This window comes from Brevundimonas sp. GW821-FHT09G01 (genome assembly GCF_059416065.1).
The window spans coordinates 45242-59267 of the sequence record NZ_JBWKOL010000013.1; the positions used below are offsets into that span (position 1 = coordinate 45242).

General features: G+C 68.4%; 13 protein-coding genes. 6 read left to right on the forward strand and 7 right to left on the reverse strand.

What is annotated here, in order from left to right; all coding sequences use genetic code 11:
* Positions 1–121: 121 nt before the first annotated feature.
* Complete coding sequence (locus AC07NB_RS17240) at positions 122–2905, reverse strand: M16 family metallopeptidase (protein WP_494572475.1); 2784 nt, start codon at positions 2903–2905, stop codon at positions 122–124.
* 258 nt (positions 2906–3163) lie between these two features.
* On the opposite strand from AC07NB_RS17240, the gene AC07NB_RS17245 reads away from it, so the two are divergent.
* The 3 genes from AC07NB_RS17245 (at position 3164) to AC07NB_RS17255 (ending at position 5885) form a co-directional block, all read left to right on the forward strand.
* Positions 3164–4429: a type III PLP-dependent enzyme gene (locus tag AC07NB_RS17245; protein WP_492314106.1), complete on the forward strand. Its 1266-nt coding sequence runs from the start codon at positions 3164–3166 to the stop codon at positions 4427–4429.
* A gap of 100 nt (positions 4430–4529) precedes the next feature.
* A complete protein-coding gene (locus AC07NB_RS17250; protein ID WP_291834633.1) occupies positions 4530–5609 on the forward strand; it encodes a 1,9-bis(guanidino)-5-aza-nonane synthase in 1080 nt (359 codons plus the stop codon).
* 93 nt (positions 5610–5702) lie between these two features.
* Entirely contained in the window at positions 5703–5885 is a 183-nt protein-coding gene (locus AC07NB_RS17255; RefSeq protein ID WP_291834636.1) for a hypothetical protein, read from the forward strand.
* A gap of 68 nt (positions 5886–5953) precedes the next feature.
* Here the strand turns inward: AC07NB_RS17255 and AC07NB_RS17260 are convergent, their stop codons facing one another.
* On the reverse strand, positions 5954–6601 hold the full coding sequence (locus tag AC07NB_RS17260; protein WP_494572593.1) for a PadR family transcriptional regulator: 648 nt from the start codon (positions 6599–6601) through the stop codon (positions 5954–5956).
* A gap of 136 nt (positions 6602–6737) precedes the next feature.
* Between AC07NB_RS17260 and AC07NB_RS17265 the strand changes: the two genes are divergently transcribed.
* The 3 genes from AC07NB_RS17265 to AC07NB_RS17275 all read left to right on the forward strand — a co-directional run bounded on the left by AC07NB_RS17265 (position 6738) and on the right by AC07NB_RS17275 (position 8458).
* Complete coding sequence (locus tag AC07NB_RS17265) at positions 6738–7091, forward strand: ribonuclease (RefSeq protein WP_494572477.1); 354 nt, start codon at positions 6738–6740, stop codon at positions 7089–7091.
* Positions 7092–7196: 105 nt separating this feature from the next.
* Entirely contained in the window at positions 7197–7685 is a 489-nt protein-coding gene (locus tag AC07NB_RS17270) for a hypothetical protein (RefSeq protein WP_494572478.1), read from the forward strand.
* 23 nt (positions 7686–7708) lie between these two features.
* The gene (locus AC07NB_RS17275) at positions 7709–8458 is read left to right on the forward strand and encodes a phosphatase PAP2 family protein (protein ID WP_494572479.1); all 750 of its coding nucleotides are present in this window, start codon (positions 7709–7711) and stop codon (positions 8456–8458) included.
* Here the strand turns inward: AC07NB_RS17275 and aguB are convergent.
* From aguB to msrA, 5 genes are all read right to left on the reverse strand, one after another.
* Positions 8455–9321: an N-carbamoylputrescine amidase gene (gene aguB / locus AC07NB_RS17280; protein WP_494572480.1), complete on the reverse strand. Its 867-nt coding sequence runs from the start codon at positions 9319–9321 to the stop codon at positions 8455–8457. The two genes, AC07NB_RS17275 and aguB, sit on opposite strands and share 4 nt — an antisense overlap.
* Positions 9321–10322 carry an agmatine deiminase family protein gene (locus tag AC07NB_RS17285; protein WP_494572481.1) on the reverse strand — a complete coding sequence of 334 codons (1002 nt, stop codon included), beginning with the start codon at positions 10320–10322 and terminating at the stop codon, positions 9321–9323. Before AC07NB_RS17285 ends, aguB begins: the two co-directional genes overlap by 1 nt.
* Complete coding sequence (locus AC07NB_RS17290) at positions 10319–10450, reverse strand: hypothetical protein (protein ID WP_492314099.1); 132 nt, start codon at positions 10448–10450, stop codon at positions 10319–10321. The genes AC07NB_RS17285 and AC07NB_RS17290 overlap by 4 nt, the downstream gene beginning before the upstream one ends.
* 57 nt (positions 10451–10507) lie before the next feature.
* The gene (locus AC07NB_RS17295; RefSeq protein ID WP_291838851.1) at positions 10508–12991 is read right to left on the reverse strand and encodes a TonB-dependent receptor; all 2484 of its coding nucleotides are present in this window, start codon (positions 12989–12991) and stop codon (positions 10508–10510) included.
* A 182-nt stretch (positions 12992–13173) separates the two neighbouring features.
* Positions 13174–13794 carry a peptide-methionine (S)-S-oxide reductase MsrA gene (gene msrA / locus AC07NB_RS17300; RefSeq protein WP_494572482.1) on the reverse strand — a complete coding sequence of 207 codons (621 nt, stop codon included), beginning with the start codon at positions 13792–13794 and terminating at the stop codon, positions 13174–13176.
* Positions 13795–14026: the final 232 nt, after the last annotated feature.

The following is a 14026-nucleotide window of genomic DNA, read 5'->3' on the forward strand; positions in this document are numbered from 1 at the left end:
GCACGCGAATTTGCGGTTGCAAGGGCGCGCCGCATGGCCCGACAGGGCCCGCGAGGCAAGTCTTAATGGCACGTCCGCGACGATTTCGTCCAGCGGAACGGCGCCGCGGGCACGCCCTGCCCTACTGCGCCGTCCGGACTTCGACCGGCAGGCCGAGGGCTTCCAATTGGGGCCGGACGGTCGCCGCATCGCCCACGACCACCCAGACGAAGGGCGCTTCCCCCAGAAGGCGGCGGGCCTCGGCGTCCAGCGCGGCCTGGTCCAGCCCCTGATAGCGGGGCGCCAGGGTGGTCCAGTAGTCGTCAGGACGGCCGTAGAGGGCGTTCGAGCGCAGGGCGCCCAGCAGGGCCGCCGAGGTCTCGAACTGGCCCGGGATCTGGCGGACGTTGGCGTTGACGATCCGCTCGCGCTCGGCGGCGGTGACGCCCCGGTCGGACAGGAAGGCGCGGTACTGATCGATCAGGACCTGCACCGACTCGCCCGTGCGGTTCGACTGGACGGGGGCGGAGATGATGTAGGGCACCTGCTGTTCCAGCCCGGCGGCGGAGCCGCCCAGGCCGTAGGACCACCCGCGCGTCTCGCGGATGTCCTGATTGATGCGCGACAGGAAGCCGCTGCCGATCGCCTCGTTGGCGGCGGTGAAGACCACCCGGTCCTGATGGCCGGTCGTCGGCAGGACCATGGCGCCGAGGATGATCGACTGGGGCGACTGGGGCCGGTCGACCAGGATGATGCGCGGCTGGGCCGTCGGGACGGCGGCGGCGAAATTCTTCTCGCCGCGGGCCGAAGCCGGCGGCGCCCACTGACCGAGATGGGCTTCCAGAAGGGCGGCGACCTCCGACAGGGGCTTGTCGGAAACGACGAAGATCTGGGCCAGGTCGGGGCGGATCCAGCGGGCATGGAAGGCCTGCAGATCCTCGCGGCTGATCGCGCCGACGCTCTCGGGCGAGCCGAGGCCGGTCATGGGACGGCCGTAGGGATGGCCGGCGCCGAAGACCAGGGCGGGCCAGGCGCGCCCGGCCATGCCGTTGGGCGAGCTGCGCTCCTGGGCGATCTGGGCCAGTTGCTGGGTCCGGCGGCGCTCGATATCGCCCGGCCGGAAGGCCGGACGGCGGATGATGTCGCCCATCAGGGCCAGGGCCGGGTCCAGATTGGCGGTCGGCGACATCAGGCTGATGACCGTGCGGTCCATCGACGCGCCGGCGCTGATGCTGGCGCCCAGCTGTTCCTCGCGCTCGGCGATCTGGGCGGCGTCACGGTCGCCGGCGGCTTCCTTCAGCAGGCCCAGCATCAGGGTCTGGGCGCCCAGTTCATCGGCCGGATCGGCGGCCAGGCCGGCGTTGAACTCGACCGCCACGCGGGTGATCGGCACCGTGGTCGAGCGGGCGTAGACGACCTCCATCCCGTTCGACAGGCGCAGGCGTTCGGTGGCCGGGAAGACCAGCGGGCGCATCTCGCCGACAGGCGGCATGGGCGCGCGCGGGGTGATCGTCAGAGGGGCGGCGGGCGCCGGGGCCGGACGGTTATCGGCGGCCTCGGCATAGGCTTCGCGCTCGCCCGGCTCGACGCGGACGGCCAGCACCGGACGGGTCAGCCAGCGCTGCATGGCCGCCTTGACCGAGGCGGGCGTCACCGCACCGTAGGCGGCCAGCTGACGACGGTAGAAGCCGGGATCATTGGCGTAGAGCTCGCCTTCGGCCAGCGTCACCGCCTTTCCGCCGAAGCCGCCGGTCGGCTCAAGCGCCTGCAGCACCCCGGCGATGCGGCGGGTCACGGCGCGCTCGACCTCGGCCTGGGTCGGGCCGCTGGCGATATAGTCGGCCAGCAGCTGGTCCAGCCGCGCCGAGACGGCGTCCGCGTCGCCGCCCGCCTTCACGTTCACATCGATGTCGATCATGCCCAGCCGCTGGAACGGCTGATAGGAGGCGCTGACCGAGGTCGCCGTCTCGTCGCCGCGCACCAGGGCGTTGTCCAGGCGCGAGCTGGCCAGGCCGCCGAACACGCTGGCGGCGATGTCCAGGGCCGCCGCCTCGTCGGACACCAGGCCGGGGACCACCCAGTTGCGCGACAGCTGGGTGTTGGGCACGCGGTCGTGCAGCACCTTGTCGACGCGCGCCGCCAGGGTGGGGATGTCGGCCTGGGCCGGTTCGTTCACCGCGCCGCTGGGGATGTGGCCGAAGTATTTCTCGACCAGCGGCCGCGCGGTCGCCGTGTCGATGTCGCCCGCCAGCACCAGGACGGCGTTGTTGGGGCCGTAGTTGTCGCGGTGCCACTGGCGCAGATCTTCCAGGCTGGCGGCGTCCAGATCGGCCATCGAGCCGATGGTCGAGTGGCGATAGGGGTGCCCCTCGGGGAAGAGGGTCTCCAGCACCGTGTAATAAACGAGGCCGTAGGGCTGGTTGTCGCCCTGGCGCTTCTCGTTCTGGACCACGCCGCGCTGGTTATCGAGCCGCTCCTGGCTGAGCGCGCCCAGCAGGTGCCCCATCCGGTCGCTCTCCATGTAGAGCGCCTGGTCCACCGCCGAGGTCGGCACGGTCTGGAAGAAGTTGGTGCGGTCGAACCAGGTGGTGCCGTTCCAGTCTGTGGCGCCCATGGCCCGCAGGGGCTCCATCAGGCCCCCGGGCACGTTCTCGGTCGGATTGAACAGGCCGATGTGCTCGAACAGGTGGGCATAGCCGGTCTGGCCCGCCGGCTCGTCCTTGGAGCCGACGTTGTACCAGGCGTGGATGGCCACAACCGGCGCCTTGCGGTCGGTGTGGACGACGACCCTCAGGCCGTTGTCGAGGGTGAACTCTTGGAAGGGGATGTCGACGCTGCGGGCCAGTTCGGAGGCCGGAACCTGGGCGAAGGCCTGCCACGGCGTGACGGCGAGAAAGACGGCGGCGAGAAGAGCGGCGCGGCGCATGGAACAGTCCCCCGAATGATATGCGGAGGGGACGGTATCAGCGCTCCGCGGCGCGGCAAGTTACGGCTGAGTCATGCCGGGCGGCCAAGCTCGTTCCGCACGCGGACAAATCTCGAGCAAGATCAACGCCCGCCTAGAAAAAACCTCTTTACATGACAGTCGTATGACCTCATATCGCGCCTTCCGGCGGACCCCGTAGGTCTAACGTTGCGCTGCTAACGCCGGTCTGGGTTTAACAATTACAGGGGTTTACGTGAATTGCGCACGTATCCATTTCCCCTGGACCTGGTCCGCGAGCGGTCCCCTGAACGTCCCGTCGCCCTCGTGCGACCGCGTTCGGTTTCCGTAGCGGCGCGCTGGTTCCAGGACAATCTGAACGCTGACGTCTTCTATGCGGTGAAGGCGAACCCTTCGCGCTGGGTCATCGAGACCCTGATCGAGTCGGGCGTCACCGCCTTCGACGTGGCTTCCATCGGCGAGATCGAGCTGGTTCGCTCGGTGAGCGTCGACGCACGCCTGGCCTTCATGCACCCGGTCAAGAGCCGCGGCGCGATCACCAAGGCCTATTTCGACCACGGCGTCCGCACCTTCTCGCTCGACAGCCATGACGAGCTGCAGAAGATCATCGAATCCACCGGCGGCGCGACCGACCTGAACCTGCTGGTTCGCATGGCGGTCTCGGCGGACGGCGCGGCCTATTCCCTGTCGGGCAAGTTCGGCGTCTCGCCGGACCAGGCCCCGTCCCTGCTGCTGGCCACCCGCCAGGCGGTGAAGGACGGCCTGATGGGCGTCTGCTTCCACGTCGGATCGCAATGCATGCGCCCGTCCGCCTATGAGGCCGCCATGGCCCAGGTCGGCCGCGCCATCAGCCGCGCCGGCGTCTTCGTGGACATCGTCGATGTCGGCGGCGGCTTCCCCTCGGTCTATCCGGGCATGGTCCCGCCGGACATGAGCGAATACGCCGACGCCATCCATCGCGGCTTCCGCGAGATGCCCGTGTCGGAAACGACCGAGCTGTGGTGCGAGCCGGGCCGTTCGCTGGTCGCCGAATCCTCGTCGGTCCTGTGCCGCGTGGACCTGCGCAAGGGCGACGCCCTGTATCTGAACGACGGGTCCTACGGCTCGCTGTTCGACGCCACCCACTCGCGCTGGCCCTTCCCGACCAAGCTGGTCCGGGACGGAGACGCCTCGTCTGACCTGAAGCCCTTCCGCTTCTACGGCCCGACCTGCGATTCCATCGACCACATGCCGGGCCCGTTCTGGCTGCCGGCCGATGTGCAGGAAGGCGATTTCATCGAGATCGGCATGCTCGGCGCCTATGGCGTCGCCATGACCACCGGCTTCAACGGCTATGGCGAGCATGACATCGCCGCGGTCGAGGACGCCCCGATGGCCTCGCTCTACGGCCTGGCGCCGCGCTCCATCCCGACCGTGCGCACCTCGGCGGAAGAGCAGGCCCGCAAGATCGTCCGCCTGTCGCGCCCGAAGGGCAAGGCGGGCCAGCGGAAGAAGCAACGGCGCTAAACCGTCGCTTTTGCGTTGTAACAAGCAGCGGCCCGTCGCTCCGTCCGGGCCGCTGTTCTCTTTTGACGACGGGCGCTCAAATCAAAGGGAAACCCTTGCAATGAACGCTCCCGTTCAATCGAACCAAAAAGCCCAACTGCTCCAGAACACGGTCGAGCACGTCGACATCACCTCGTTCGACGCCCGTCCGATCATCGACAGCATGCGCAAGATGTCGTTCTCGTCGCGCGACACCGCCCGCGCCGCCGACATCTTCAACATGGCCATCGAGGACAAGGACTGCTCGCCGTGGCTGATCCTGGCCGGCTCGACCTCGGCCGGCGGCTGCATGCACGTGTACCGCGACATGGTGAAGTTCGGCATGATCGACGCCGTGGTCGCCACCGGCGCCTCGATCGTCGACATGGATTTCTTCGAGGCCCTGGGCTTCAAACACTACCAGGCCGCCGGGGAAGTGGACGACAACGTCCTGCGCGACAACTACATCGACCGGATCTACGACACCTACATCGACGAGGAAGAACTCCAGGCCTGCGATCACACCATCCTGGAGATCTGCAACCGTCTGGAGCCGCGCGGCTATTCCTCGCGCGAGTTCATCTGGGAAATGGGCAAGTGGCTGTCGGAAGGCAACGCGAAGAAGCCCGGCTCGCTGATCCAGACCGCCTATGAAGAGGGCGTGCCGATCTTCTGCCCGGCCTTCGTGGACTCCTCGGCCGGCTTCGGCCTGGTCAAGCACCAGAAGGAGCGGATCGCCGAGGGCAAGCCCTATCTGATGATCGACGCGGTGGCGGACTTCCGCGAACTGACCGACATCAAGATCGCCGCGGGCGTCACCGGCCTGTTCATGGTCGGCGGCGGGGTGCCCAAGAACTTCGCCCAGGACACGGTCGTCTGCGCCGAGATCCTCGGCATCGAGGCCGAGATGCACCGCTATGCGGTCCAGATCACGGTCGCCGACGTCCGCGACGGCGCCTGCTCGTCCTCGACGCTCAAGGAAGCCGCCTCGTGGGGCAAGGTGCAGACCACGCACGAGCAGATGGTCTTCGCCGAAGCCACCACCGTCGTGCCGCTGATCGGCTCGGACGCCTATCACCGCGGGACCTGGAAGAACCGCGACAAGCGTCGCTGGAACAAGCTGTTCGGCAAGGACGAACGCATCCTGATGCCCGCGGGCTAGACCCGGCGCACGAGAGAGAGACACGAAAGGCCGGGAGCGATCCCGGCCTTTTTCTGTTTGGGAACAAGGGTCGGACCGGATCATTCAGTCCGCATGAGCCAGCGCCCGCCCAAGCCCGATGACCTGATTGTCGATCCCCTGACCCCGGCGCCCGTGGACGGCGTGGTCGTGATCAAGGATCCGCCCGAGGCGGCGATGACCTTGACCGCCGACGCGGCCGAGATTTCCGCAATTCGGATGCTGGACGCCGCCGACCGGGCCCGCAAACAGCGCTGATCGGCCAGACCGGGCATGAAGAAGGGGCCGCGAGCGATCGCGGCCCCCTTTTTCCTGTCGGTGTTCGCCTATTGGCCGCTGATCTCGCGGACCGCCTTCATCAGGCTTTCGACCACCCGCGCGGTTTCCGGATCGCTCCAGTCGCCGGGCTTGGTGACGATGGCCTGACGCAGGGTGTGCAGGGCCTCGCGCACCACTTCCGGAGCCTGTTCGCCCGAGACCATCCGGGCCGCCAGCACCATGCGCTGCATGACGCCGTCCACGGCCGTGCGGTTCTCGTCCAGCCAAGCCTGGCCCGCCTCCGTCACCGAGAAGACCTGCTTGCCGCCGGCTTCGACACCGGCGATCAGGCCTTCGTCCGAGAGCAGAGACAGGTTGGGGTAGACCACGCCCGGCGACGGGGCGTAGCCGCCGCCGAAGGCGGTCTCGATGGCCTTGATCAGGTCGTAGCCGTGGCGGGGCTCCTGCTCGATGAGCGCCAGCAGCACCAGCCTCAGGTCGCCCGGGCCGAACATGCGCCGGCCTCGGCCGCCGCCCCGTCCGCCCATGCCATGGCGCCCGCCGGGTCCGCTGCGGCCGAACATGCCCCGACCGAAGCCGCGGCCTTCGCCGTCGCCCCGGTCCGCGCCGCAGCGGGCGCCGCGGCCCCATTCCCGGTCGTGATTGTGGTGGCGGCCGTGGTGGCCGCGTTCGTCTTCGTGAAATCCAAACATCATGTGTCCTTTCGTTTTCATGCGGCAAAGATATATCTTAAAAATCACTACGCAATAGTCGTAAGATATATTTTTACGGGCTGCTCCCGCTTCGGAACCTCGCCCGCCCCCGACCGCTATGTTCGGGAAGGAGTTTTCCATGACCGAGCAGCAACAGCAGACCGAAGACGCCCGCGAAGCCGACGACATGGGTGAAAAGCCGGACCTGGGGCGCACGCCGGACGCCCTGACCGAGGCCCTGTCGGGTTCGGACATGGGATCGGACACGCGCGCTGGCTCCCTGCAGGGCGGGGCCGCCACGGGTTCGGACGACGACCCCGACCAGGACCTGATCAACGAGACCCTGGCCAGCGAGGGCATGGCCTACGCCGATCCCCAGTCTCCGTCGGGTGTGGAACCCAATGCGGTGAAGAACACGGGCAAGGATCTGAAAGGGCCGGCGGGCGATCCCGCCGAGGGCGGGCGGGGAGAAGCCGACGCGGCGACGGGCTGACACACTCCGGCGCTCGGTCGCCGAACCGGCCTCTTGCCGCCTTGCCGCCGCCGCATGGTTGGGCCACGGTGAAGCCAACAACGCAGTCTCAAGGACGGATACGGGATGAAGCGCATGCTTTGGGCCGCCACGATCACGGCGGCCATCGTCATGACCGGTTGCGACAGCAACGCGAAAAAGGATGACGCGGCCGTCGAAGCGACGCCGACGGACGGCGCCACCGAGGCCACGACGGCGGCCGGCCCCGCCGTTGCGCCCCCTGCGACAACCGCCGAGCCCGCCGCGGCTGACGCTCCCGCGTTCGCGGTCATCTACCCGGGCGGCCAGCCCAAGTCTGCGGCCATCTCGGCCCAAGGGCCTGCGGGTCCCGGCGGCATGCTTGATTTCACCACTGACGCCACGCCGGACGAGGTCGTCGCCTTCTATCGCCAGCGCGCTGAAGCCGCGGGCCTGAAGCCGATCAACAGCCTGAACCGGGGCGAGGCGCGGGCCTATTCGGCCGGCGACGGCGGAACCCGCCTGCTGACCGTGGTCGTGACCCCGGTCGACGGCGCCCCCAACGACGTCCAGCTGTCGTGGACCGGCGGCCACTGATCCGGACGGCCGCCGTCGCGGCTATGATCCTGCTGCCGGGGGCCTGCGCCACGAGCGGCAGGAGCGGCCCGGCGGCCCTGCCCGTGTCCGGCTATCTGGACGCCGGCGCCCTCGACGCCCTGTCCGGCGCCTTCACCCCCTCGCTCACGACCCTGACCTGGACCGGTGACGAGACGCCGGGCGCCGCGCCCGGGTCCGACCGCTGGTGGATGGCCACAGCCCAGGCGGAGTTGCGTCCGCCCGAAGCCGCCCAGCATTTCGACTGCGCCCTGGGGACCCGCCTGGCCGGCGCGCCCCGCCCGGCCCTGACCCGGCTGATGAACCGTCTTCTGGTCGACGCCGACAGCCTGACCCGCCGCCTGGCCGCCGGGCACGCGCGCGCGCGTCCCATCGCCGTCGACCCGACCCTTCAGCCCTGCCAGCGCGTCACCGACACCATGCGCGACAGCCCGTCCTGGCCCGCCAACGGCGCGGTCGCGGGCGCCGCCTATGGCGAAATGTTCGCCGACCTCGCGCCCGACCGGGCCGAGGCCGCGCGCCGAGAGGGGGCCGAGATCGGCTTCAGCCGCATCGTCTGCCGCATGAACTGGCCTAGCGACGTGCGGGACGGCGCGAGCATCGGCCGGACGCTGTACGCCCGCGCCGCCGCCACGCCGGATTTCGCCGCCGATCTGGAGGCCGCGCGCGCCGAGGTGGCGGCCGCCCGGGCGGAAGGCCTGACCAATCCGTCGTGCGCCGCAGAGCGCCGGGCGCTCAGGCAGGCCGGCTCCTAGGCCGGGCGCGGGCCGCTGATGACGCCGTAAAGGTCGGTGCGGCGGTCGCGGAAGAAGCCCCAGGCCGCGCGGTGGCGATCCAGGAAGTCGAGGTCGAAGGTGTGCACCAGCACGCCCTCCTCCCGCTCCAGGCTCTCGACCAGGTCGCCGCGATGGTCGGCGATGAAGGAGTGGCCGTAGAAGGTCTGGCCCGCCTCCGTCACCTGCTCATGACCGATGCGGTTGGCGCCGACGACCGGCACGACGTTTGACACGGCATGGCCCTGCATGGCGCGGCGCCACGGCGCGGCGGTGTCCAGGGTGTCGTCATGCGGCTCGGTGCCGATGGCGGTCGGATACATCAGGATCTCAGCGCCCTGCAGCATCATCGCGCGGGCGGTCTCCGGGTACCACTGGTCCCAGCAGATGCCGACACCGATGCGGCCGAACTTGGTGTCCCAGACCTTGAAGCCGGTGTCGCCGGGCCGGAAGTAGTACTTTTCCTGATAACCGGGGCCGTCGGGGATGTGGCTCTTGCGATAGACGCCCATCAGGGTCCCGTCGGCGTCGATCATCACCAGCGAGTTGAAATAGTGCGGCCCCTCGCGCTCGAAGATCGAGACGGGAATGACCACGCCCAGTTCCCTGGCCAGCGGCTGCAGTTGGACGACGGCGGGGTGTTCACGCCACGGCCAGGCCGTGCCGAACCACTTCTCCTCCTGCGAGACGCAGAAATACGGCCCCTGGAACAGCTCGGACGGCAGGATCACCTGCGCGCCCCGGGCCGCGGCCTCGCGGATGAAGCCGACCGTCTTGTCGATGTTCGTCTGCATGTCCTCGCCATAGGCGGTCTGGATGGCGGCGACGCTGATCGTGCGGCTCATTACGCAGGCTCCTGCTGGCTGATGCAGTGGAAGGATCCCCCGCCGCTCAGGATGGCGAGCGACGGCAGCGGGATGATCTCGCGGTCTGGATAGACGGCCTTCAGGCCCTGGCAGGCCAGGTCGGCGGCCCGGTCGTCGCCGTAGGTCGGGACGATCACCGCGCCGTTGGCGATCAGGAAATTCATGTGGCTGGCGGGAATCGGCTTTTCGTCCTCGTCCAGCACCAGGCCGGGCGACGGCAGGCGCAGGACCGTGATCGGCCCGCCGGCCGCATCCGTCATCTCCGACAGGGCCTTGGCCACCGCGTCATAGACGTCGTCGTTTGGATCGTTCCGGCCCCAGGCGATCGGGCAGGCCACCACGCCCGGCGCGACGAAGCGGGCCAGGTTGTCGACGTGGCCGTCGGTGTGGTCGTTCAGCAGGCCGTCGCCCAGCCACAGCACCTTGCGGGCGGCCAGCGCCCCGGTCAGGGCGGCCTCGGCCTTGGACTCAGTCCAGCCGGGGTTGCGGTTGGGGTTCAGCAGGCACTGGCGGGTGGTCAGGATGGTCCCCTGCCCATCGTGGTCCAGCGCCCCGCCCTCGAGGATGAAGTCGTTGCGATCGAGCGGCACGCCGGAGGCCGCGCCGATCTGGGTCGCGACGGTGTCGTCGTGCTCGAGTTCGTACTTGCCGCCCCAGCCGTTGAAGCGGAAGGCGGCGGCGCGTGCCGAGCCGGCGCCGAAGATCGGGCCGGTGTCGCGCAGCCAGATGTCGCCGAAGCGACCGTCGATGACCTCGACCCCGTCCACGGCGGCGAAGCGGGCGCGGGCATCGTCCAGCGCCTCGGCCTTGCCGACCAGCAGCTTGACGTGTTCACGCCCCGGACCGGCCAGGGCGCGCACGAGAGCCTCGACCTCGGCCTGCGCCGGTTCGAGGTTGTCTTCCCACAGCTCGCCATGGCTGGGCCAGCCGACCCACATCGCGCGGTGCGGCGACCATTCGGCGGGGACGGGCGTGGTCATGGGCGGAAGCGATCCTTGTGCGCGGCGAAACAGGCCAGCCGCGCCAGATAGACATGCGCGGCCCCGACTTCAACGTTCCGGCCGTCGCGGGTGACGTGCAGGCCCAGGCGATGCGAGGCGGCGCGCAAGAAGAAAGGGCGGCCCGTTTCCGGACCGCCCTCCATTCAGTCTGAACCGCGTGAGCCTTAGAAGGCGACGCGCAGGGTGGCGACGACCGAGCGCGGAGCGCCCAGGTTGGCCGTCTGGCCCGAGCCCGACGGAGCCGTCGAGGTCGCGATATCCGACAGGTACAGTTCGTCGAACACGTTCAGGGCGTTGATCTGCAGGTAGGTGCCTGGACGGATGAAGTCGAGGTCGTAGCGCAGATCGACGTCCACCAGGGTGTAGTCCTTGGTGTAGTCGTTCGAGCCCGGCCCCTGGCTGACCAGGGTGGTCCAGCGTTCGCCGACGTACTTGCCCTGGACACCCAGGGTCAGCGCGCCGACTTCGTACTGGGCGCGCAGGCCGTACTGCCATTCCGGCACTTCGAACAGCTCATTGCCCTTGGTGGCGAAGGTGCTGCCGGCGGTGGTGCCGGGGATGTCTTCCTTGATCTCGCTGCCCAGGTACGAGGCCGTGGCGTAGAGCGAGAGGTTGTCGTTGACGAAGTAGCCGATCTGGCCGTCGACGCCCCAGCGGTCCACATCACCGGCGTTGGTGGTGTAGGCGATGGTGTCCAGCAGGTTGCCGTCGTCGTCGCGAACTTCTTCGTAGGCGCGAACGATGTAGTTCTGGAAGGCCGAGTAGTAGGCCGAGACCGAGGCGATCAGGCGGCTGGACTGGTAACGGTAGCCGATGTCGTAGTTGTTGGTGGTTTCCGGTTCCGGGTTGGCCGGGATCCGGTCGTACAGGTCATCGGTACGCGGAGCCGACAGGTTCTTCGAATACGAGGCGAAGAGCTGCTGGTTCTCGGCGAAGCGCCAGGTGACGTTCACGTTCGGCAGGACGTCGTCGTACTTGCGCTCGAAGGCGACCGGGGCGCCCGGGGTCGGGGTGATCAGCACGCCCGCCGAAGTGCGCGGGGCCTGGGCCGAGCAGTAGGCGTCGAAGGTGTCGAGCTGATAGCAGAAGTTCTGCAGGTTGCGCTTGAAGAAGGGCATCCGCACGCCGAGATCGAGGGTCAGGGCGTTGTCGAAGTAGTCACCGACGTACTGCAGCGAAACCTGGTTCAGTTCGGCGGTCGAACGACGGTTGCGCTTCTGGAAGACGTTGCCGTCGCGCGTCAGGATCTGCTGGCCGTTGTTCATGACGCCGCCGAACCAGTCGGCGGGCAGGCCGCCCAGGTCGACGCGGCTGTATTCGCCGGTCTGACGGTGCACACCGAAGTCGTGGGTGTACGACACGCGGAAGCGGTGATCTTCGTTCAGATCATAGATCAGCGAGCCGTTGACGCTGGTGCGGTTGGTGCGGGTGTTCGACGGCGAGTACAGGCGGATCCGATCGAGGATGTCGCCGTCGCCGTTGAGATCGACGCCGTTGGCGACGCGGGTCGCGGCCGTGGCGGGGTTGTAGATCAGGCCCTGCAGGCGCTGATCGGTTTCCTCGATCGCCTGAATGCCGCCGCCGTTCGCCAGGGTGTAGGAGAACTGCGGGTCAACCGTCAGGGTCAGCTTGTCGGTCAGGGTGAAGCGCGACTGGCCGCGGACGTTGAAGCTGTCGGTCGGGTTGAAGAAGGTGCCGTAGAAGCTGCCGCAGCCCGGGTTCAGGGCGGCGGTGCCGTGGTCCTGACGGCCGGCGCCCGGAGCCAGAAGCTGGCAGGACTGGGTGTTGCCGGCTTCAAGCACGCCGCCGTTGTTGAAGTTGCGGACGTTCTTGCGGCCGTAGGTGTTGTTGCGGTCTTCCTGATAGCGGAAGGCCACCGACACGAAGTCGCCGTTGTCGCCTAGCGGCTGATAGATGCGGCCGTTGACGGCCTGGCGCTCCAGGTCGCCCGGGTTGGTCACGCCGTCACGGTCGAACTGCTCGTAGCTGTTGGCCGACAGGGCCAGCCAGGCGGTCGTGCCCCAGGGGCCGATGGCGCCGGTGTCCAGCATCGCGAAGATGCGCTGGTAGTTGTCGGTGCCGATCGACGGCTGGACGATGATGCCGAAGTCGTTGCTCGGACGACGGGTCACCAGGTTGACGGTGCCGCCGGTGCCGGCCGCGGTCGGGCTATCGACGTCGGTCGTGCCCTGGTTGACGCTGACGCGCTCCAGCAGTTCCGGTTCGATCTGCTGGGTCGGATAGATCTGGTAGTTGCCGGTGTCGTTCAGCTGGATCCCGTCGAGGTTCATCGAGATGCGCTGGGCGTCGAAGCCGCGGATGGTCAGGTCGCCGCCGGAGTTGCCGTAGGCGTCATTGTTGTTGAAGTTCACACCCGGCTGCAGGTTCAGCGACTGCAGGGTGTTCTGGCCGGGCTGCTGGCGGGCCAGGTACTCTTGGGTCACGGTCGAGCGCGACTTGCCGATCTGCTGGGCGACGATCGCGCCGTCGATGCTGCGCGGACCGCGCGAACCCGTGACGACGACCTCGCCCAGGTCAGTTTCTTCAACCGCGGCGGAGCCGGTCGATTGGGCCGAAGCGGCGCCGGCCAGAAGCAGGCCGCTGAAGAGGGCCGTGGTGGCCCAGAACACGCGTTTGCGGTTCGTCATTGTCATCTATCCCCGATGAGCTGGGCGGAAGCGCCCTCGTCCGGCGGCGGCCGGTCGAAATCACGCCCCCCTTAGGCGCGCCGTTGGAAAGTGGGACGACATTGATGTGACAGTGACATGACAGTCGGCGGGGGTGGCCGTCGGGACACACCATGTTGCAACGCACAACTGTGGATGGTTTTTCAGCCCCAGACCTGACGAAGCCGCTCGGGCCGGCCGCAGAATCGGCTGTAGCCGCCGTATCGAACGGGATTGCGGCGGGCGAAATCCTGATGCTCGGCCCCGGCGGGCCAGAACCGGGCGGCGGCGCGAACGGGTGTCACAAACCGATCGGCGCCGATGATCCGGACGGCGGCCGCGCGCGAAGCCTCCGCTGTCGGACGCTGGGCGGTCGTGGCGAAGACGGCGGTCCCGTAGCTGGCGCCCCGGTCGCAGAACTGGCCCTCCGCATCGGTCGGATCGATGGTGCGCCAGAAGCGATCGACCAGGGCGCGATACGAGATCCGGGCGGGATCGAAGGTGACCTGGACCGCTTCCAGATGTCCCGTGCCGCCGCGCACGACCTGATCATAGGTCGGATTGGCGGTTCGCCCGCCGGCGAAGCCGGAGACCGCGGCCACCACGCCGGGCATGTGCTCGAAATTGGATTCCGTCGACCAGAAGCAGCCGCCGGCGAAGACCGCGACCTCGCGGCGGCCGCTGTCCTGTTGCACGGCGGGCGGAGCGCCGCCCTCGGCCCTGTCGCCGCCGGAGCAGGCGGCGGCGGCGAGGATGGCGAGGATCAGAAGGAGACGGCGCGGCATGGGACAGCCTCGTTCGGCGATGATCGTCATACGTAGGCGCTGCATCGGCGGATGTCGCGCAAAGCAAAACCGCCGGCCCTCTTTGGAGGACCGGCGGCTCTGTAGTCTTGGCCTACCGGCCTTCGGCCTGCTTGAGGCCGAAGGCTTCGGATCGCCTTCCGTTTTTAGCGGAAGTTGATGCCGATGGTGGCGCGACGGTTCAGCGGCTCGCGAACGCCGTCGGCGGTCGGGC